Annotated in this window: 22 protein-coding genes; 3 read left to right on the top strand and 19 right to left on the bottom strand. The window is 75.4% G+C overall.

What is annotated here, in order from left to right:
• Nucleotides 1–10: 10 nt before the first annotated feature.
• From AB0G11_RS35250 to AB0G11_RS35310, 13 genes are all read right to left on the bottom strand, one after another.
• Nucleotides 11–1,519, bottom strand: a complete 1,509-nt coding sequence (locus tag AB0G11_RS35250; protein ID WP_357591051.1) for a pyruvate, phosphate dikinase — start codon at nucleotides 1,517–1,519, stop codon at nucleotides 11–13.
• Entirely contained in the window at nucleotides 1,516–2,151 is a 636-nt protein-coding gene (locus AB0G11_RS35255) for a transcriptional regulator (protein ID WP_219510091.1), read from the bottom strand. The genes AB0G11_RS35250 and AB0G11_RS35255 overlap by 4 nt, the downstream gene beginning before the upstream one ends.
• Complete coding sequence (locus AB0G11_RS35260) at nucleotides 2,148–3,257, bottom strand: TetR/AcrR family transcriptional regulator (RefSeq protein WP_219510092.1); 1,110 nt, start codon at nucleotides 3,255–3,257, stop codon at nucleotides 2,148–2,150. Before AB0G11_RS35260 ends, AB0G11_RS35255 begins: the two co-directional genes overlap by 4 nt.
• 79 nt (nucleotides 3,258–3,336) lie before the next feature.
• Nucleotides 3,337–3,759, bottom strand: coding sequence for a S26 family signal peptidase (locus AB0G11_RS35265; protein WP_357591053.1), 423 nt, complete (start codon nucleotides 3,757–3,759; stop codon nucleotides 3,337–3,339).
• Nucleotides 3,756–5,612 carry an ABC transporter ATP-binding protein gene (locus AB0G11_RS35270; protein WP_357591055.1) on the bottom strand — a complete coding sequence of 619 codons (1,857 nt, stop codon included), beginning with the start codon at nucleotides 5,610–5,612 and terminating at the stop codon, nucleotides 3,756–3,758. The genes AB0G11_RS35265 and AB0G11_RS35270 overlap by 4 nt, the downstream gene beginning before the upstream one ends.
• The gene (locus AB0G11_RS35275) at nucleotides 5,609–6,244 is read right to left on the bottom strand and encodes a hypothetical protein (protein WP_357591057.1); all 636 of its coding nucleotides are present in this window, start codon (nucleotides 6,242–6,244) and stop codon (nucleotides 5,609–5,611) included. The genes AB0G11_RS35270 and AB0G11_RS35275 overlap by 4 nt, the downstream gene beginning before the upstream one ends.
• A 22-nt stretch (nucleotides 6,245–6,266) precedes the next feature.
• The gene (locus AB0G11_RS35280; protein WP_357591059.1) at nucleotides 6,267–6,803 is read right to left on the bottom strand and encodes a MauE/DoxX family redox-associated membrane protein; all 537 of its coding nucleotides are present in this window, start codon (nucleotides 6,801–6,803) and stop codon (nucleotides 6,267–6,269) included.
• Between the two features lie 86 nt (nucleotides 6,804–6,889).
• On the bottom strand, nucleotides 6,890–7,093 hold the full coding sequence (locus AB0G11_RS35285) for a hypothetical protein (protein WP_219510097.1): 204 nt from the start codon (nucleotides 7,091–7,093) through the stop codon (nucleotides 6,890–6,892).
• A 117-nt stretch (nucleotides 7,094–7,210) separates the two neighbouring features.
• On the bottom strand, nucleotides 7,211–7,732 hold the full coding sequence (locus AB0G11_RS35290) for a TlpA disulfide reductase family protein (RefSeq protein WP_219510099.1): 522 nt from the start codon (nucleotides 7,730–7,732) through the stop codon (nucleotides 7,211–7,213).
• A gap of 218 nt (nucleotides 7,733–7,950) precedes the next feature.
• Complete coding sequence (locus AB0G11_RS35295) at nucleotides 7,951–8,337, bottom strand: VOC family protein (RefSeq protein WP_357591061.1); 387 nt, start codon at nucleotides 8,335–8,337, stop codon at nucleotides 7,951–7,953.
• Complete coding sequence (locus AB0G11_RS35300; protein ID WP_219510103.1) at nucleotides 8,334–8,627, bottom strand: metalloregulator ArsR/SmtB family transcription factor; 294 nt, start codon at nucleotides 8,625–8,627, stop codon at nucleotides 8,334–8,336. Before AB0G11_RS35300 ends, AB0G11_RS35295 begins: the two co-directional genes overlap by 4 nt.
• Before the next feature lie 41 nt (nucleotides 8,628–8,668).
• Nucleotides 8,669–9,337: a response regulator transcription factor gene (locus AB0G11_RS35305; RefSeq protein ID WP_308126002.1), complete on the bottom strand. Its 669-nt coding sequence runs from the start codon at nucleotides 9,335–9,337 to the stop codon at nucleotides 8,669–8,671.
• A complete protein-coding gene (locus AB0G11_RS35310) occupies nucleotides 9,334–10,443 on the bottom strand; it encodes a histidine kinase (RefSeq protein ID WP_219510104.1) in 1,110 nt (369 codons plus the stop codon). Before AB0G11_RS35310 ends, AB0G11_RS35305 begins: the two co-directional genes overlap by 4 nt.
• 112 nt (nucleotides 10,444–10,555) lie before the next feature.
• Between AB0G11_RS35310 and AB0G11_RS35315 the strand changes: the two genes are divergently transcribed.
• Together AB0G11_RS35315 and AB0G11_RS35320 are read left to right on the top strand one after the other, a co-directional pair.
• Nucleotides 10,556–11,491 (top strand): ABC transporter ATP-binding protein, encoded by a 936-nt coding sequence (locus AB0G11_RS35315; protein WP_357591063.1) that lies wholly within the window; start codon nucleotides 10,556–10,558, stop codon nucleotides 11,489–11,491.
• Nucleotides 11,488–12,252 carry an ABC transporter permease gene (locus tag AB0G11_RS35320; protein WP_219510106.1) on the top strand — a complete coding sequence of 255 codons (765 nt, stop codon included), beginning with the start codon at nucleotides 11,488–11,490 and terminating at the stop codon, nucleotides 12,250–12,252. Before AB0G11_RS35315 ends, AB0G11_RS35320 begins: the two co-directional genes overlap by 4 nt.
• A 5-nt stretch (nucleotides 12,253–12,257) precedes the next feature.
• Here the strand turns inward: AB0G11_RS35320 and AB0G11_RS35325 are convergent, their stop codons facing one another.
• Together AB0G11_RS35325 and AB0G11_RS35330 are read right to left on the bottom strand one after the other, a co-directional pair.
• Nucleotides 12,258–13,112 carry an endonuclease/exonuclease/phosphatase family protein gene (locus AB0G11_RS35325; protein WP_219510107.1) on the bottom strand — a complete coding sequence of 285 codons (855 nt, stop codon included), beginning with the start codon at nucleotides 13,110–13,112 and terminating at the stop codon, nucleotides 12,258–12,260.
• 17 nt (nucleotides 13,113–13,129) lie between these two features.
• The gene (locus tag AB0G11_RS35330) at nucleotides 13,130–14,047 is read right to left on the bottom strand and encodes a family 16 glycosylhydrolase (protein ID WP_357591065.1); all 918 of its coding nucleotides are present in this window, start codon (nucleotides 14,045–14,047) and stop codon (nucleotides 13,130–13,132) included.
• 133 nt (nucleotides 14,048–14,180) lie between these two features.
• Here AB0G11_RS35330 and AB0G11_RS35335 point away from each other — a divergent pair, with 133 nt between their 5' ends.
• On the top strand, nucleotides 14,181–14,651 hold the full coding sequence (locus AB0G11_RS35335) for a TspO/MBR family protein (RefSeq protein WP_219510109.1): 471 nt from the start codon (nucleotides 14,181–14,183) through the stop codon (nucleotides 14,649–14,651).
• A gap of 9 nt (nucleotides 14,652–14,660) precedes the next feature.
• On the opposite strand, the gene AB0G11_RS35340 is transcribed toward AB0G11_RS35335, so the two are convergent.
• The 4 genes from AB0G11_RS35340 to AB0G11_RS35355 are packed head-to-tail and all read right to left on the bottom strand — an operon-like array spanning nucleotide 14,661 to nucleotide 19,256.
• Nucleotides 14,661–15,581, bottom strand: coding sequence for an alpha/beta fold hydrolase (locus AB0G11_RS35340; protein WP_357591066.1), 921 nt, complete (start codon nucleotides 15,579–15,581; stop codon nucleotides 14,661–14,663).
• The gene (locus AB0G11_RS35345; RefSeq protein WP_357591068.1) at nucleotides 15,578–16,549 is read right to left on the bottom strand and encodes an NAD-dependent epimerase/dehydratase family protein; all 972 of its coding nucleotides are present in this window, start codon (nucleotides 16,547–16,549) and stop codon (nucleotides 15,578–15,580) included. The genes AB0G11_RS35340 and AB0G11_RS35345 overlap by 4 nt, the downstream gene beginning before the upstream one ends.
• Nucleotides 16,546–18,243 (bottom strand): fatty acid CoA ligase family protein, encoded by a 1,698-nt coding sequence (locus AB0G11_RS35350; RefSeq protein WP_219510114.1) that lies wholly within the window; start codon nucleotides 18,241–18,243, stop codon nucleotides 16,546–16,548. Before AB0G11_RS35350 ends, AB0G11_RS35345 begins: the two co-directional genes overlap by 4 nt.
• Entirely contained in the window at nucleotides 18,237–19,256 is a 1,020-nt protein-coding gene (locus AB0G11_RS35355; RefSeq protein ID WP_357591070.1) for a 3-oxoacyl-[acyl-carrier-protein] synthase III C-terminal domain-containing protein, read from the bottom strand. Before AB0G11_RS35355 ends, AB0G11_RS35350 begins: the two co-directional genes overlap by 7 nt.
• Nucleotides 19,257–19,260: the final 4 nt, after the last annotated feature.

Below are 19,260 nucleotides of genomic sequence, written 5' to 3' on the forward strand. Positions count from 1 at the left end.
CGGCCGGGCCTCAGGGGGTGCGGAGGGCGGCGTGGGCGGCGGCGAGGCGGGCGGCCTCGTCGCCGGCGGGGTCGCCGCCCGACACGTCGTCCGCCCAGGCGAGCAGGCGGCGCAGGTGGGGGCCGGCTTCGTCCGTGGAGACCGGGGCGGAGCCGAGGGCGACCTCGCCGCCGGAGCCGTCGATCGTGACGAGCGCGCCCTCCTCGATGACCCGGCCCCCCGCCGTCACCGAGCCGGCGCCGACGACCAGCCCGGCGACGCCGACGACGGCGGGCTTGCCCATCGACCGGGCGACGACCGCCGCGTGGCTGGCGGGCCCGCCGCGCGCGGTGACGATCCCCGCCGCGGCGGCCAGGCCGCGCATGTCGTGCGGCGACGTCTCCGGCCGCACGAGGATGACCGGCCCCGAGGCGGCCATCCGCACCGCCGCCTCGGTCGACGTCGCCACCCTCCCGGCCGCCACGCCCGGGCACGCGCCGACGCCCCGGGCCACGACGGCGGCCCGCGCCGAGGCCGCCAGGCGCGGCGTGCGCACGTGCCGGAGCTGCTGCGGCGACACCCGCAGCAGCGCCTCCCGCCGGCTGATCAGCCCCTCGCCGGCCAGCTCGGTGGCGACGCGGACGGCGGCCCCGCCGGTGAGCCCGCCGGGCCGGACCTGCAGCATCCACAGCTCCCCGGCCTGGAAGGTGAACTCGGCGTAGCACGCGTCCCGGTAATGCCGCTCCACCCGGCGCAGCGCGCCGGCCAGCGCGGCCCACACGGCGGGCTCCCGGCCGGCCAGCTCGCGCAGGGGGAGGGTGAGCGACCGGCCGGAGACGACGTCCTCGCCCTGGTGGCCGAAGAGCACGTCGCCGAACGGGGTGTTCTCGCCCGTGGTGGGGTCGCGGCTGAAGGCGACCCCGGTGCCGCTGCGGCCGTCGCGGTTGCCGTACACCATCGCCTGCACGATCACGGCCGTGCCGAGGTCGTGCGGGATGTCGTGCAGCTCCCGGTACGTGCGCGCCCGCGGCGTGTCCCACGACGCGAAGACGGTCCGGACCGCGAGCTCGAGCTGCGCGGCGGGGTCGCCGGGGATCGCCAGGCGCGCGTCGCCGGTGGCGGCGGCGAGGCTCGCCAGGAACCGCCGCCGCGAGTCCTCGGCGAACCGGACGTCGCCGGTCTCGGCCGCCAGCCCGGCCGCCGCCTCGGCGGTGAGGCCCAGGTTGAGCACGGTGTGCATCATGCCGGGCATCGACACGCCCGCCCCGGAGCGCACCGACACGGCCAGCGGCGTCCCCGGCCCGCCGAACCGGCGTCCCGTCGCCGCCTCCAGGTCGCGCACGGCGCTCGCGAGCTCGTCGGCGAGCCCGCCGGGCAGCCGGCCGTCGCGCAGGAACGCCCGGCACGCCTCGGTGGTGACGACGAACCCGGCGGGGACCGGCAGCCCGAGCCGGTGCAGCGTCACCAGGCCGTGCGCCTTGGCGCCGATGACGGCGGCGCTCTCCCCGGTCCGCGCGGAGAGCGGGCGGATCCACCTCATCGGGGGATCCCCAGCGTCACGAGCAGGTCCTCGTGCAGCTCGGCCCACACCGCGTGGTAGGAGGCGGTGCCGTCGGCCAGGTAGCGCCGTTCCCCCGCCCGGGCCCGGCCGAGCGCCTCGGCGAGCCGGACCCGGTAGCGGCCGAAGCGCGGCAGCGCCCCGGCCAGGTCGGCGCAGACTGCCTCGGCCCGCCGGTCGAGGTCCTCGAAGCGGGCGACGACGCGGGCGTCGTAGGACGGGTCGCTGTGGTCGTTGGCGGTCAGGACGCCGTCGACGGGCCGGAGCTGCCAGGCGGCGCAGAGGTCGAGCAGCTCGGGGTTGAGCACGAGGAAGCGCTCGAACGCGGCGAGCAGCGCGGGACGGGTCCCGGCCGACTCCAGCTCGGCGGCGATCCGCTCGGCGTTCGCGGCGCGGCCGGCGTCGGTCAGCCCCCATGCGGCGAAGGCGCCGGACGTGCGCGTGACCAGCCCGGCGACCGCGAGGTCGATCAGCTCGGACTCGGTGGTGGCCTCGTCCAGTCCGGTGGCCACGGCCAGCCGCTCGACGGCGCACCAGCCGGCGCAGCGCAGCGTGTGCAGCAGCACCGCGCCGTGCTCGATTCCGGGAAGCCCGGTCCCGGGGAGCCCGCTCATGCGCCGGCCCCCCGAGGGTCGTGCGCGCTCTCGCCGGTGGCCGCGGCGTAGGCGGCGCCCCGGCCCTGGCTGCGGGCGACGACCATGCCGTCGCGGACCCGTACGGCCGCTTCCGTCTGGTCGTCGTACCCGTTCACGCCGAGGGCGGCGGCGGCCACCGCGCCGTCGCTCACGATCAGGCGTACGTGCCCCCACGCCTCGGGCGGGAACACGCGGCGCAGGCACGCGGTGAGGTCGCTGACCCGGAGCCGGACGAGGCTGCCGGTCTCGGCCGGGTCGGCGGTGACGACGGCCACCGTGACCTGCTCGCCGGGCCGGGCCGAGCGCACGGCCTCCTCGGCGGCCGACAGGCGCCGCGCGCCCAGCGCCACGACGAGGCCGTCGGCGCCCAGGTCGGCGGGCCTGCCGGTGAGGTGGTCGAGCAGTCCGGTGGGCGGGTCCCACGGCTCCCGGCACCGCTCGGCGAGCCCGACGAAGGTCAGGTACGGCGGGTCCCACGTGTCGCCGAGGCCGCGCTCGCCCGCCAGCCCGGCCAGGTGCTCGCAGGCGAGCGCCCGGTCGAACGGGTCGCCGAAGCCGGGCGCCAGCTCGGCCATGAGGCCGGAGCCGTTCAGCATGGTCAGCACCAGCTCGGCCAGGCGGACGCGGCGCGGGGCGCGGGGGTCGGGCTCGCACGACTCCAGGCCGAGGGCGAGCAGCAGCGCTTCCAGGCGGGCGAGCTGCGCCAGCACGGCGCGGCCCGGCTCGTCGTCGACGACGCCCACGAGCGAGCGCAGTTGCAGGCGGCCTCCGGCGGCGGGGTCGTCGACGAGGGGCAGCCGCTCCAGCCACGTCCTGGCGAACGCGCCGAGCGCGCCCGGCAGCGACGCCGTGGGGCTGGGCGCGGCCGTGGGCGCGTTCTCCACCAGGTCGACGAGCACGGCCAGGTAGAGCGCGCGCTTGCTGGGGAAGTTCGAGTAGACGGCGCCGCGGGTCAGGTCGGTCCGCTCGGCGATCCGGTCGACCTTGGCCGCCGCGTAACCGTGCTCCACGAACTCCTCCCGCGCCGCCGCCAGCACCGCCGCGCGCGTGCGCGCCTGCTGCTGGGCGCGTGTCAGCCGGACCATCGCCACACCTCTCCTCCGACGACTGCAATTCAAATGTTCATGCAATCCAGATGATAGCGTCATCCGAGATGTGATGCGGTCATCGTGACAGCCGCAGCAGCATCACCCCGTACATCAGCTCCGCCGGGCAGAGGCCCCACTGTTTGGAGTCCTCCGAGCCCGGGTGCTCCCCGAGCAGCACCAGCGCCCCCGGCGGCACCCGGTCGGGCAGCCCGGCAGGCGCCCACGGCGGCATCGGGTCGCCGGGCGCCGCGGCGACCCGCTTGACGTACCAGCCGGTCCCGGCGGGCCCGGCCCAGCCCGTGCCCGGCGCGGGCCGCCGCACGACCACGATCCGGCCCGCCCGCACCCGGCGGCGGCCGCGCAGCACCAGCAGGACGTCCCCGTCGGACAGGGCCGGCGACATGCTGCCGCCCCGCACGGTCACCGTGGACAGCAGCAGCCGCGCCGCCACCGCGCCCCCGGCCAGCAGGACCACCGCGCAGGCCAGGAACAGGCTCACTCGGCGGCCACCGGGTCCTCGCGGTAGCCTGCCGCCTGGGTGCGAAACAGCCGGGCGTACGCGCCGTCCGGCGACGCGGTGAGCGAGGCGTGGTCGCCGCTCTCCAGCACGCGGCCGTCCTGCACGACGACGATCCGGTCGGCCCGGCGCACGGCGCTCAGCCGGTGGGAGACCAGCACGCTGGTGGAGCTCGCGCGCAACTCCCGCAGCCGGTCGTGGACCGCCGCCTCGGCCACCGCGTCGAGGCCGGAGCTGGGCTCGTCCAGGATCATCAGGTCGCGGCCCTGCCGCATCAGCCCGCGAGCCAGCGCCAGGCGCTGCCACTGCCCTCCCGACAGGTGCACGCCGCTCGCCGGGCCGTCGCCGTCGTCCTCCTCGCCCGCGTGGAAGACCCGGCTCAGCAGCGTCCCGTAGCCCGACGGCAGCCGCTCGACGACCTCGTGGACCCCGGCCCGCCGGGCGGCGGCGCGGATCCGGTCCCGGTCGCCGAGCGCGGCCAGGTCGCCCAGGCCGATGTTCTCGGCGGCGGTCAGGTCGTAGTCCATGTAGTCCTGGAACACCGCGCCGATCCGCTCGCGCAGCCGCGCCACCGGGACGTCCCGCACGTCCACGCCGTCCCACAGGATGCTGCCGCGCTGCGGGTCGTAGAAGCGGCAGAGCAGCTTGACGAGCGTGCTCTTGCCTGCGCCGTTCAGCCCGACGATCGCCACGCTCGTCCCGTACGGGATCGTCAGGCTCAGCCCGCGCAGCACCCACGGGGAGTCCTCGCCGTAGCGGAACCACACGTCGCGCAGCTCGATCCCACGTGCGAGCGGGGCGAGCCCGCGCGGCCGGGCGGGCACGGGCAGGTCGTCCGCGACCCCTGTCACCGCCAGGTAGTGATGGAAGACCAGCGCCGACTGGTGCCCGGCGGCGATGCCCTGCACCAGGGCCGCCAGCCCCGACTGGACTCCGGCCAGCGACGCGATGAAGATCGACACGTCGCCGACGCCGATGCTCCTGCCCGCCGCGGCGTGCACCGCCCACACCAGCCCGCCGGCCGACAGCAGCGCGCCGAGCACGGCGAGGGACACCTGGACGCGCACCACGCCGCCCTCCAGCCGGTCCTCCGCACGGTTGGCGGCGCGCAGCTCGGTGAGCATCCGGCCCTTCAGGAAGCCGCCCAGCCCGAACAGGCGCACCTCCTTCGCCGCCTGCAGATCCGTGAGCAGCATCTGGTAGAAGAGCTTGCGCCGCATGCCGGGGCTCGTCCGCCACATCAGGCCCGCCCGCCGCCTGCTCAGCGCCAGGTGGGCGGCCATCGCCGGGGCGGCGGCCAGCACCGCGACCCCCGCCATGACCGGGCTGATCGCCACCAGCGCGCCCAGGAACCCGAGGACGCCGAGCGCCCCCTGCACCGTGGCCAGGCCCATCTGGACGAGCTGGTCCGGGGCGTGCTCGGCCGACTGCTGAGCCAGCCGCAGCCGGTCGTGGAAGCGCGGGTCCTCCAGCCGCGCCAGGCCGCTCATCCCGTTGACGGCCTCGAACAGCCGGTCGTGCGACCGCAGCCCGATGGCCCGCCGGGCGCGCCCCTGCGCGTACGCGGTGACGGCGGAGGTCGTGGCCAGCGCCACGCCCAGGGCGCCGATCCCGGCCGCCACCCACACCAGCGCGCCTGCCCTGGGGGAGGGGGAGGCGAGCTCGTCGAGCGCGACCTTGGTCAGCCAGGCGGCGGCCACCGGCGCCGTACCGCCGACCACCGCCGTGACGCCCTGCACGAGCAGCATGCCGGGGCAGGACCGCCAGGCCAGGGCGTACGCGGCCGCCATCGCGCGCAGGATGGAGACGCCCTCCGCGCCGTCGCCGCCCCTCACCGCGCCGCCGTCTCCCCGTCCCGCGTGTCCATCCGTACGCCGTCCCGTACGTCCCGTACGTCGTCCGGGGCGTCCAGCGCGGCCAGGCCGACGCCGGCCGTCACGGCGATGCCGTCGGCGTCGTAGTGGGCGAACCCGGGGTAGTAGCGCGCCCCGAACCGGGCCCCGACCGGCGCGTCGAGGAACTCGGGCACCACGTGGTCGGCGAGGTCGCGCAGCCGGGCGGCCAGCTCGCTCCCGGCCGCGTCGACGCCGACGACCGTGGCCAGCACCCGGCCGCCCGCCTCGCGGACGCGCCGTGCGCGCTCGGCGAAGGCGGGCAGGCTGTCGTCGCAGCCCGAGCAGTCCAGCGACAGGAACGCCACCAGCGCGGGCCGGCCGATCAGCGTCTCGCGGGTGACTGCCGAGCCGTCGGCGGCGACGGCGGAGAACACGGGCATCCGGCTGCCGGGCGCGATGCCCAGATCCGGCGCGCCGTCGTGGCCTTCGTGGCCGTGGTGGTCGTGGTGGTCGTGGGCGTCCGGCGGGGAGCTCGTCAGGCTCCGCCAGCGGCGTACCAGGGCCAGGGTCAGCACCGCGTTCAGCGCGGTGATCGCCGTGACCAGGACGAGTCCTGCGGCAAGGTGTTCCACGGAGGTCCCTTCCGGCGCCGCCTCAGCGGCCCCCGGCCGACGAGGGAGAGGCGAAGAGCGAGGCGAGGTCGTCGACGAAGACGATCAGGACGGTGAGCACGCCGGCCGAGACCACGGCCAGCACGATCCCGGGCACGGTGGGCGGCATCCCGCCGCCCGCCGTGAGCGCCACGGCCGCGCCCGTGACCGCCGCCGCCAGGAGCACCGCGTTGCGGGCGATGTGCCGGACGCCGAGCGGCGCCTCGCTCGCGCCGAAGCAGGCGCAGGTCACCCGCTTGCCGCGCGCCACGACCAGCACCGGGACGGCCGTCAGCCCGAGACAGAGCGCCGTCGCGGCCACGAACCCCGCCGTGACCGTGGGCGGCAGCGCCAGCAGGAGCGCGACCAGCAGCTCGGCGGCCGGGACCAGCACGGCCAGCGGTCCGCGCAGCCGCGCCGGGACGACGTCGAAGCCCGCCAGCGAGGCGGCGAACACCCGCGGGGAGCGCAGCTTGGCCACCGCCGCGAGCGCCAGCACCGCCACCAGGGTGAGACGGCAGGCGAGCGAAACGTACAGCACGAAAGCTCCAGGAAGCTCCGGGAAAGGGGGGCACGCGCGCGGCCGCTCTGGCGGGTGCGGCCGCGCGCGTTGAGCTCACGCGGGGATCAGCAGTAGTTGTGGCTGTAGCTGTACCAGGCGCCGCAGTGCTTCACGCAGGCGCCGTTGAGCGAGCAGGTGCGGCCGAAGCACACACCGCCCTGGACCTTGTACTCCATCCACGACTCGGGGGTGCATCCGGCGTCGGCGGTGGCCTTGGGGAGCAGGGTCTCGACCGCGCGGGTGACACGCCGGGTCAGGCTCTGGATCATGCCTCTCCTCTGGGGTGAGTGGATCGGTTTTCCGCACGCGGGCTCCGGACCACGGATAGGGGGTGTTCACCGTGGCCGGCAGCCCGCGCGGGCTTGGGGGGTGGCCTCCGGGAGGCGCTAGGGGGCGACCAGCTCGGTCCGCAGGGCGGCGACGCCCGCGCCCGCCGTGGTGACCACGCCGTCGGGGCCGTACCAGGCGTAGGTCGGGTAGTTCCTGGCGCCGTAGCGTCGGGACAGCTCGGCGCGCGCGTCCTCGGCGATCACGAGGTCGACCGTGTCGCGGAGCATCGCGGCCAGTTCGCTGCCGGCCGCGTCGTCGCCGTGCACGATCGCCAGGGAGATCCCCCCGGCGGCGCGCAGCCGCTCGGCGTGCGCGGCGAACAGCGGCACCGCCGTGACGCACGCCTCGCACGTGAGCGAGAAGAATCCGACCAGGGACTCCTTTCCGAGCAGCGTGCGCTCGGTCACCGTGGCGCCGTCGAGGGCTTCGGCGGAGAAACTCGGAATTCGATCGATGGTCCGGACGATTCCCCGGCCGCCCGCGCCTCCGGCCGGTCCCAGCTCGCGCCACCGGCGGAGCAGGACCAGCAGGATCGCCAGGTTGACCAGGCCGATCACGCCGACGAATACCAGTCCCACGACAGCGAAAATCACGACAGGCGTCCTCCGAGCCTAGGGGCATCGGTGGCGGGGGCCACGCGTCGATGATCTATCAAAAAGAACGTGACCGCAATGCCCAGTTTGGGGTGGAGTTTCCGCCTGTCAAATGCAGAGTTTGGATATCGGGGATGAGTGGGTAAGAACTCTTTTCCTCATTTACGCCTGCCGTCACCCGGCGGGGGAGGCCGGGCGCGGGGCTACTTGCTGTGCGCGATCTGGATGAGGTTGCCGCAGGTGTCGTCCAGGACGGCCGTGGTGACCGGGCCCATCTCCAGCGGCTCCTGGGTGAAGGTGACGCCGAGCGCGCGCAGCCGTTCGAACTCGGCGGTCACGTCGTCCACGGCGAACGACGCCGCCGGGATGCCGTCGGCGGCCAGCGCCGCCTTGTAGGGCTTCACGGCGGGGTGGCCGTCGGGCTCCAGCAGCAGCTCGGTCCCGTCGGGCGCCTCGGGCGAGACGACGGTGAGCCAGCGGTCCTCGCCCAGCGGCACGTCGTTCTTCTTCACGAAGCCGAGCACGTCGGTGTAGAAGCGCAGCGCCTTCTCCTGGTCGTCGACGAAGACGCTCGTCAGGTGGATCCTCATGGGTTCTCCTCAGATGTGCGGGGCTTGAGCCACCGGGTCATGGCGCGCTCAAGCGGTTCGGTGTCGAGGTCGTGGAACTTGTAGCGGCCCTGGCGGCGCGTCCGGACCAGGCCGGCCGACTCCAGGACGGCCAGATGCTGGCTGATCGCCTGGCGGGTCAGGCCCGATCCGTGCTCGGTCACCAGGCGCGCGCAGATCTCGAACAGCGTCTGGCCGTCCCGTTGCACCAGCGCGTCGAGGATGCGCCGGCGGGTGGGATCGGCCAGGGCCTTGAAGACATCATCCGCCATGCACCCCACAATAGGCAAGTCGTCACTTGCCTATCAAGCGGTCAGCCGAGGAGGTCGGCGTGCAGGGCGCGCAGCACCGCGTTCGTCCGGTCGCGCGCCCCCAGCTTGAGCAGCACGGTCGAGACGTGGTTCTTGACCGTGCCCTCGGCCAGGAACAGCGCCTGCGCGATCTCCCGGTTGCTGTAGCCCTCCGCGACCAGCCGCAGCACCTCCAGCTCCCGCTCGGTGAGCGGCTGGACGGCGGGCAGGCCGGTCCCGTCCGGCGGACGGCGGCGGCGCACCGCCCGCATGAGCCGGTCGGTGATCGACGGCGAGATCAGCGTCCCCCCTCCGGCCAGCACCCGGATGGCCCCGGTCAGCCGCTCCAGCGTCACGTCCTTCAGCAGGTAGCCGCCCGCGCCCGCGCGCATCGCGTCCAGCACGAGCGTGTCGTCGTCGAACGTGGTCAGCACGAGCACCGGCGGCGCGCCGCCCGCCCGCTCGCGCAGCGCGTCGAGCGTCCAGAGGCCGTCGTGACGCGGCATGCGCAGGTCGAGCAGGACGACGTCCGGGGCGTGCTCCTCGATCGCCGCCAGCGCCGCCATGCCGTCGTCGGCCTCCCCGGCCACCTCGATGTCCTCGGTCAGGTCGAGGAGGCTGCGGATGCCCTGCCGGACCAGCGTCTGGTCGTCGACGACGATCACCCGGATCGCCTGGGTCACCCCGGTCACCGCCCCGGCACCGTGGCGGTCACGCGGAACCCGGAGCTGCCGTCGAACCGCACCTGGCCGCCCACGGCGTCGACGCGCTCGCGCAGGCCGCGCAGCCCGTTGCCGAGCCGCAGCAGCGGGCTGCCGCGCCCGTCGTCGGCCGAGGTGAGCCGGACGCCTCCGTCGGGCGCGCTCTCGATCCGGACGCGCAGCGAGGTCGCTCCGGCGTGCCGGATCGTGTTGGTGACGATCTCCTGCACGACGCGGACGAGCGTCAGCGTCACCTCCTCGCAGGGCCGCACGTCGTCGTCGATCCGCAGGTCGACGTCCAGGCCGGGGATGTCACGCACCACGGCGCGCAGCGACGCGCGCAGCTCGGGGGCGTCGGCGCGGAGCCGGCCCACGGTGGCGCGCACGTCGCTCAGCAGCGTGCGGGCCACCTCGCCGGCGCGTTCGACGTGGGCGCGGGCGGCGTCGCCCTCCTGGTGGCGGGCGACCTCCAGCTCCAGCGTGAGGGCGGTGAGCTGGTGCCCCATGAGGTCGTGCAGCTCGCGGGAGATGCGCAGCCGTTCGTGGGCGCGGGCGGTGTCGGCCAGGATGACGCTCGCCGCGCGCAGCTCGACGTGCGCCTCCGCCAGCTCGCGGCGCATCCGCTGCTCCCGGAGGATCGACAGCGAGCTGAGCAGCCCCGCCACCTGGATCAGCAGGTAGAGCAGCGTCTGCAGGCCGATCGAGGCGGCATCGGCGCCGGCCAGGCCCGCGGTCACGGCGATGACGACGCTGTTGAGCGCGATCACCGCCGGGGCGGCCCAGGGCGGGGCCACGTACGCGCCCATGGTCGCGGTGCAGACCAGCAGGATCGGCAGCCATCCGGCGTTCGGCGCGGTCAGCAGCGTCAGCCAGCCCAGCACGATCGACGCGCCGTAGCACGCCCGCGACAGCAGGGGGCGGCTGTCCTCCCAGAGCGCGGCGCCCATCAGCGTGGCCAGCAGGAGCGCGAACTGCACCCCCCACACCGGCAGCGGGACGCGCGTCCCGGCCGCGCCGAGCAGCGTCGGGGTGCCCACCGCGACACACACCAGCAGCATCGCCAGGCCCGCCCACGTGTCCGGCTCGATTCGCCGCATGACGCCACTGTAATGGCGACTCCCGCCAGTCCGGGGGTGCCGAAAGTCACGGCCGCCGATGCTGACGATCGGCACAGGCGCCGGTCGGCGGCCCCCGTCTAACGTCCGGGACATGTCATCAACGCCCGCCGTCGAGGCGGAACGACTGCACAAGCGCTACGGGCCCAAGGTCGCCGTCGAGGACGTCAGCCTGTCGATCGACGCCGGGGAGATCTTCGGCATCCTCGGACGCAACGGGGCAGGCAAGACGACCACCGTGGAGCTGATCGCCGGGCTGCGGCGGCCCGACCGCGGCGCGGTCCGCGTCCTCGGCCTGGACGCGCGGCGCGACCGGGCCCGGCTGCGCCAGGTCCTCGGCGTCCAGTTGCAGGACGCCACCCTGCACGCCGCGCTCACCGTGTCCGAGCTGGTCCGCCTGTACGCGACCTTCTACCGCGACCCGGTGCCGGCCGGGGAGCTGATCGAGTCGGTCGGCCTGACCGCCTCGGCCCGCAACCGGTTCGAGAGCCTGTCCGGCGGCCAGCAGCAGCGGCTGTCGATCGCGCTCGCCCTCGTCGGGCGGCCCCGCGTGGTGATCCTCGACGAGCTCACCACCGGGCTCGACCCCGAGGCGCGCCGCCAGATGTGGTCCACCGTCGAGCGGATGCGCGACTCCGGCGTGACCGTCCTGCTCGTCAGCCACGCGATGGAGGAGGTCGAGCGGCTGTGCGACCGGGTCGCGCTGCTCGACGCGGGCCGGGTCGTCGCCCTCGGCTCGCCTGCCGGGCTCGTCGAACGCGCCGGGTTCGCCCAGCGGATCACCTTCCACGCGGCGACGCCCGTACCGGAGGGCCTGCTGGAAGGGCTTCCCGGCGTCGAGCGGGTGCGCGCCGACGGCGGCCGGGTCGTCGTCGAGGGGCACGGCGAGCTGCTGCAGGCCGTCAGCGTCGCGCTCGTGCGCGCCGGCGTCGTGGCCACCGAGACCCGCAGCGAGCGGGCCGGGCTGGAGGACGCGTTCGTCGCGCTGACCGGGCACCGGCTCGGCGCCGAGGAGGAGGATCGCCGATGACCGACGTCACCGCGCACCGGCCGGGCCCGCGCGCCTTCGGCACGCTGCTGGTCTGCGAGCTCAAGATGGTGGCCCGCGACACCGCCGGGCTGATCGTGCCGATCGGCCTGCCGATGCTCATCCTGGTGATGAACGCCTCCGCCGCCGGGGGTCAGAGCGTCGGCAACGGCCGGACCGCGCTCGACGTGTACGTGCTGCCGCTGGTGTTCACGATGGTCGCGGCCACCACCGGCGTCGTCAACATGCCGAGCTTCCTGGCCTACTACCGGCGCAGCGGCATCCTGCGCCGCCTCGGCGTGACGCCCGCCTCGCCGCTGATGGTGCTGGTCGCGCAGGCCGCGGTCGGGGTGGCGCAGATCGCCGTGGGCATCGCCGCCGCCTGGGTGCTCGCCCTGCTGGCCTTCGGCGCGAACCCGCCCGTGCGCGCGGGCGCCGCGGTCGGCGTGCTGGCGCTGATGGTGGCCGCCATGTACGCCACCGGGCTGATCGTCGCGGCGCTGTCGCCCACGCCGAACTCCGCCGTGGCGATCGGCCTGACCCTGTTCTTCCTGCTGGGGGCCACCGGCGGCATGTTCGGCGGGCGCGACAGCCTGCCGGGGCCGGTCGCCGCGGTGGGGGAGTGGCTGCCGTTCGGCGCCGGGGTCGAGGCGCTGTCGGCGGCCTGGGCGGGCGCCCCGGTGCAGGGCGCCCACCTGATCGGCCTGGCCGGCTGCGTGGTCGTGGGGACGGCCGTCGCCTCAGCCTTCTTCCGCTGGGACTGACCCGCTCACGGCTTGCTGAGCTTGATGAGGAGGGCGTCGTGGTCGGTGTGCGTCATCCCGAACGTGGAGCGGCCGGTGAAGGCGAAGTCGTTGCTGAAGATCACGTGCTGGACGTCGCCGTCGCCCTTGCGGACGTTGCCCGCGGGCACGCACTTCTGGACGTTCTCCGGGTCGGAGGTGTCGTACTCCAGGTTGAAGTCACCGCCGACGACCGTCTTGCCGGAGATGCCCTCCTCCGACCTGATGTACGGCACGGCGTCGAACATCAGCGCCCGGCACTGCGCCAGCGCGATCGCCTCGCTCGCCGCGCTCAGGTGGGTGGCGCACGACAGGTGGTCGCCGATCGCGTACGCGCAGGCGAACGTGCGCACCTCGTTGCCGCTGTCCTGCGTCGTGTACTGGCCGGCCCAGCCGTCGGCCCCCTGCCACAGGTCCGCGGGGACCCGGCCGAGCACCGCGTTGCCGTACGTGCCGCCGTTCGTGCAGGTGATCGGCTGGCCGGTGGCCTTGTTGAGCGCAGGCTGGAAGACGGAGTACGTCCAGTCGTCCGGCCACGCCTCGGCCAGCGACGGCTGCAGGTAGTCCGGCAGGTCGACGGAGCAGATCTCGTTCAGCGTCACCAGGTCGGGGGCCAGCACGTAGATCAGGTCGCCGCCCTCGAAGACGGCCTGCCCGTCGGCGTAGCAGGCGGCCTTGCCGCTGTTGCACAGGTTGAGCTGGAGCTCGTGGAACGCCCGCGCGGCCCGCGCCCGCTGCGGCGAGGCGGTCCTGGCCGTGCCGCCGCGGGCCTTCGCGGTCAGCTCCGCGGCCTTGGCGCCCATCGGCGGGAGGCTCGTGACGGCCAGCGGCTCCACCTTCACGGGCGCGGCCCCGGCGGCTACCAGGCGCGGGTGCGCCCCGCCCACACGTTGCGGGCGCGCAGCAGGGTGTCGCCGGTGGGCCCCGGCAGCTGGTCGGCCCAGCCGGCGTCGCCGGGCCCGTCCAGCCCGGAGGCGTACGAGCCCATCTGCAGGTTGATGATGAGGCGCTGCGGGACGCCGGCCCAGTTCCTGCCCCGGTGGGTGGCCACCCACGTGCCGTCGAGGTAGTAGTCGATCATGACGTCGGGGCCCTGCTTGTACATCCACACCCGGTACGTGTGCCAGGCCGCCGGGTCGGCGACGGGGACCTTCGCCCGGGTGACGAAGTGGTCGCCGCCGGACTCCTCGCCCTCGTCGCCGCTGGAGGTCTTGTTCCAGGTGTTGAAGAGGTTCGTGGAGTCGCCCACGTACTCCAGGATGTCGCTCTCCGGCGGCCACGCCGGCCACTCGCCGGTTGTCCAGAACGCCGGCCAGACGCCCGGCCCGGTCTGCGCGCTGAACTCGCCCTCGATGTCGTACTCGGGGAACTGGTCGTCGACCAGGATCAGCTCCTTGGCGTGGACGGCGCCCGAGCGGTACCAGAGCGGGGCGTGCGGTGCGTGGGGGCTGGTGCCCTGCGCCGCCGCGAGCCGGGTCGCCGTCAGGGTGAGCACGCCTTCCGACAGCGTGATCTGGCCGGCGTGCATCAGCGCGGCGCCGTTGTGCGTGTCCGCGTCGCCGTCCCACGGGTAGAGGCGGTTCCACTCCTGGTCGAACGCGGCCCAGCTGCTGAAGGAGGACTTCTCGATGATGTTCTCCCACGTCGCCTCGGCGCGGCGGGGCCGGGGGCCGGGCGGCGAGGCGGCGGCCCGCACCCCGGTGGGGAGGGCGGCCAGCCCCAGGGACAGGCCGCAGACGGTCAGGAGCCGTCGCCGGTCGATGCCACGCTCAGCCATGGTGCCCTTCACCGGGGGTCAGTGATCATGGTCAACCGGCATAAGTATGCCCCAGGACGCGAGGTTCCGCGAGAGGGGGATCGCCGGCCCCTGACCGAGGTGCGGGAGCGCGCTCCGAGGGCAGGAGATCGCCATGAAAGGGAAACTCCTGCTGAAGACCGCGCTCGGGGTCACCGCCGCCGCCGTCGCCGGAACGCTCGCCACCGACGCGCGCTCCGCCTGGTACCGGCGGCTGGCGAAACCGTCGTGGCAGCCCCCGCCGCAGGCGTTCGGCCTGGTGTGGACGCCCCTGTACGGGCTCATCACCTACGCCGGCGTCCGGGCCCTGTCGAACGGGCGGGAGGAGGACCGGCGGGCGTTCCGCGGCGCGCTGGCCGCCAACCTGCTCCTCAACGCCGCCTGGCCGGCCCTGTTCTTCCGGGCGCACGCCCCGCGCGCGGCGCTCGCCGAGATCGCCGTGCTGAACGCCTCCAACGCGCTGCTCGTCCGCCGGGGCTGGACGGCCGACCGCCGCGCCGGGCTGCTCCTGCTGCCCTACGCCGGATGGACGCTGTTCGCCACCGCGCTCAACGCCGCCATCGCCCGCAAGAACCCCGGAGCCTGAACAGCCGGGTCAGGCGGACCCGGTCAGGAACGCGCGGATCTCGGGGACCAGGTCCTCGTGCGCGTCCTCCAGCACGTAGTGCCCGGCCCGCGGGTAGACGCGCACCCGGGCCGCGGGCAGGCGGCGGCGCCACTCGGCCAGCACGGCCGGGTCGAACACCGGGTCGCGCAGCCCCCACCCGACGAACGCGGGCAGCCCGGCGAACAGGTCCAGCCGCCGGGCGGTCCCCTCCAGCAGCGGCCACGCCGGATCGCCCGGCCGCAGCGGGATGTCGTGCACGAACCGCTGCACGGCCACCCGGTGCGCGGGCCGGTCGTACGGGGCCAGGAAGGCCGCCCGCACGTGCGCGGGCATGCGGCGGCGCACGCCGAGCGGACGCCAGGTGGCGGCCCGCGCGAACAGGTTGTGCCGCAGGAACAGCCGCGCCCCCAGCCGGGTGCGGCGCAGCACCCACAGCGGCGCCCGCAGCGGCAGCCGGACCCGTTCGCCGTGCGGGTTCGGGAAGGCCGCCGTGTTGAGGATGACCAGGCGGGCGACCCGGCCCGGGTGGCGGCAGGCCCACGCCATGCCGATCGGCCCGCCCCAGTCGTGCATGACCAGCGTCCATCCCCGGCCGGGCGCGCCCCGGCGGGCGATGAGATGCCCCACCAGCGCGTCCAGGTCGTCGACGCGCGAGGCGAGCGTGTGCTCGTACTCCTCGGCGGACGGCTTGTCCGACAGGCCCATGCCGAGATGGTCCGGCGCCACGCAGCGGAACCGGTCCCGCAGCGCCGCGACCGGCCGCCGCCACAGGTAGCTCCAGGACGGGTTGCCGTGCACGAACAGCACCGGCGGCCCCGCCCCCTCGTCCACGTAGTGCTGGCGCAGCCCGCCCCGGGACGGATGCGCGTACCAGTGGGACGTGAACGGGTAGCCGGGGAACCGGGTCACGGGGCCTCCGAGAGGTGCGCGGCCAGGCGGGCCAGCCCGTCGGCCATGCTCACGCGCGGCCGGTAGCCGAGGTCGCGGCGCGCGGCCGAGATGTCGAACCAGTGCGCGGTCGACGCCTGCTCCACCAGGAACCGGGTGAGCGGCGGTTCCCAGCCGTCCCGCACACCGGCCAGCCGCTCCAGGACGAAGGCCGCCGCCCGCGCCGCCCGGACCGGCAGCCGCCGCCGCACCGGCGGCAGCCCGGCCGCGGCCAGCAGCGCGTTCACCCACTCGCCGAAGCCGCACGGCTCGCCCTGCGTGACGAAGTACGCCCGCCCGCACAGCGGCGACCCGGGCCGCAGCCGGTCCAGGGCCAGCACGCAGGCGTCCGCCGCATTGTCCACGTAGACGGTGTCGATCGTCCGGTCCTCGCGGCCCAGCAGCCACAGCCGCCGCCGGTTCGCCACGAACCCGGGCAGGAAGTGCGGATCGCCCGGCCCCCAGACCAGGTGCGGGCGCAGCGCCACGGCCGGGACGGGCCCCGCCAGCACGATCCGCTCGGCCATCGCCTTCGTGCGCGGGTAGGCGGCGGTGAAGCGGGTGGCGTACGGGACGGACTCGTCGACGCCCTCCAGGTCGCGCCCGTCGTGGACGACGCTCGGCGACGACACGTGCACCAGCCGCGCGCCGCCGGCCGCGCACGCGTCCAGCACGTTGCGGGTGCCGTCCACGTTGACCTCGCGGAAGTCCCGGTAAGCGCCGTACGTCCCCGTCATGGCCGCGCAGTGCACCACGGCCTCGCAGCCGTCCACGGCGGCGCGCACGGCGGCCGGGTCGCGGACGTCCGCCAGGCACTGGGTGACGCCGAGCGCCTCCAGCCCGGCGTGCCGGCGGCGGTGCAGGGCGCGCACGCTGTCGCCGCGCCCGGCCAGGAGGCGGCACACGGCCAGGCCGAGGAACCCGCCGCCCCCGGTCACCAGAACGTTCACAGCCGCCGCCCGGCCCAGACGCCGAGCAGATCGCGGCGGATCTTGCTGTTGTGCCGGGCGTCCACCGGGAACCGCGGATGCGCCAGCACGTCGCGCAGCCCCGCCGTGGCCGGGTGCCGCGCGGCCTCCGCCAGCAGCGCGGCCCGTGCCGCGCCGGGCCGGACGCCGTCCTCGGGCTCCACCACCAGCACCGGGCGCGGCCCCGCGCCCACCAGCGCGACCCGGCGCGCCCCCGGCGTCCCCGCCAGCAGCGTTTCGACGTGGTCGGGGTACAGGTCGCCGCCCGGCGCGCGGACGCGCTCGGACCTGCGGCCCGCGAACCACAGCCGGCCGTCCTCGTCCAGCCGGCCCAGGTCGCCCATCCGGTGCCAGACCCGGTCGCCGTCCGCGATCCTGGCCAGGGCGGTCGCGTGGGGATCGTCCAGGTACGGGTCGCTGACGGCGGGGGAGGAGACCACGATCTCGCCGACGGCGCCGGGCGGCGCCACCAGGTCGTCGTCCCACCGGGCGATCGGGTCGTCGGTGACCCCGATGACCCGGACCTCGACCCCCGGCAGCGGCGTGCCCAGACAGGTGCCCATCCCCGGGTGCGCGGCCAGCGCCGCCGTCAGCTCACGCCCCTCGATCGCGGCCACGGGCAGGCACTCGGTCGCCCCGTACACCGACAGCACCCGCGCCCCGCCGGGCAGGCAGGCGCGCACGCGCTCCAGCGTCGGCAGCGACAGCGGCGCGCCCGCCACGGCCACCGTGTCCAGCGAGCCGAGCACCAGCCCCCGGGCCGCGCAGTGCCGGGCCAGCCGGTCCAGCAGCGCGGGCGCGGCGAACGCCGCCGACACCCGGTAGCGGCGGATGTCCTCGGCCAGCGCCGCCGGGTCGAACCGCAGCGGGTGGCGCGGGTCCAGGTCGGGCAGCACGGCGGTCGCGCCGAGCGCTGCGGCCCCCAGCGCGAACGGGACGAACGTCGACAGGACGGACGCGCCCGCGCGGACGGCGTCCAGCCCGGCGAGCAGGTCGAGCTGCGCCGTCAGATGCCGGTGCCGCAACGGCACCCCCTTCGGCGGGCCGGTCGACCCGGACGTGTACGCGATCAGCGCCAGATCGTCGGGCCCGGGCGCGGGAGCGGTGGCGCGGGCGTCGGCACGGGGGGTGGCGCGGGCGGTGGCACGGGCGTCGGCAGGGGCGTCGGCGCGGTCGTCGGCGCGGTCGTCGGCACGGGCGTCGGCACGGGCGGTGGCTCGGAGGCCGTCGAGGGTCGGGCCCGGCCAGAACCGGCGCGGCCCGACCGTGATCGTGACGCGGCTGGTGCGCCGCGCCCAGCCCAGCGCCAGCCGGGCCGCCTGGGCGAGCGGCACGCCGATGAACGCCTCCGGCTCCGCCCGAGCCAGGCACCGCCGCACCGCCGCCCACGGCAGCCCAGGATCGACCATGACCGGCACCGCCCCCAGCCGCAGCAGCGACAGCGCCAGCACGCCGAGCTCCACGCCCGGGAACACCAGCAGCACCGTCCGCATGCCCGGACGCACTCCGGCGAGCGCCAGCGCTGCCGTCGTCTCCCGCACCGCCTCGGCCGTCTCCGCGTAGCTGACCGCGTGCGGCGCCCGCCCGCCCACCTGGCAGGCGACCGCGTCCGGCCGGTCGGCGGCCCACCGCTCGGCCCGGGTGACCAGCTCGCTCACCGGCGCTGGCGTCACCACCGCACCACCACCGTGCCGGCGCTGAACCCGCTCGCCAGCCCGACGAGCGCGACCAGGTCGCCGCGCCGCACCCGCCCCGAGGCGACCGCCTGGGCGAGCTGGACCGGCAGCGTCGCCGCCACCAGGTTGCCGTGCTGGGCGATGGTGACGACCACCTTGCCCTGCGGGATCCCGACGTGGTCGCAGAACTTCCACAGCGCGGGCAGCGACGCCTGGTGCACGCACACGGCGGCGAAGTCGTCCCAGGTGAGGCCGAGCGCGGCGAGCGGGTCGGTGAAGACGGCGTGGTCGGTCGCCTCGATGCCGCGCACCAGCTCGACGGCGTCGACGGTGAGCGGCCGGATGACCGGCCAGTCGGACGCCGGGTCGGAGGTCAGGTTGAGCAGCGGCACGGTGGCGGCGTCCCACCCGAGCGACTGGGCGGCGAACCGGTGGCCGAGCACGCCGGGCTCCACCGAGGGCTCCAGCAGCAGCGCGGCTCCCGCGTCCGACACCGTGTAGGCGGCGGCGATCGTCAGGAACTCGTCGGCCCCGGACAGCGTCCACGGCATGAACGCGGTCGGCAGCTCGCCGCAGCAGATCAGCACCCGCCGGTGGCGGCCCGTGACGATGAGCGCCTCGGCCACCTGGATCGCGTTCAGCACGCTGTTGCAGGCGTTGCGCACGTCGAACACCGGGCAGCCGGCGCCCAGCTTCGCCGCCACGATGTGCGCGGTCGCCGGTTCGATGAGGTCGATGGTCACCCCCGCGTAGACGAGCAGGTCGAGGTCGCGCGCGTGCAGGTCGCGCTCGGCCAGCAGCGCGCGGGCCGCGTGCGCGGCCAGGTCGGACGGCATCTCGTGCGGCGGCGCGACATGCCTGCGCCGCACCCCGCTGGCCTTGTGGATCACGCTCCGGGGCAGGTCCATCCCCGGGTTGCGGGCGGCGAGCCGGTCCTCCAGCTCGGCGGTGGTCATCGTGGTCTCGGGCAGGTGGGCGGCCACTCCGGCCACCCGGGCGTGAACGGCGGTCATGCGC

The organism is Nonomuraea sp. NPDC023979 (assembly GCF_040639085.1).
Taxonomy (GTDB): domain Bacteria; phylum Actinomycetota; class Actinomycetes; order Streptosporangiales; family Streptosporangiaceae; genus Nonomuraea; species Nonomuraea ceibae.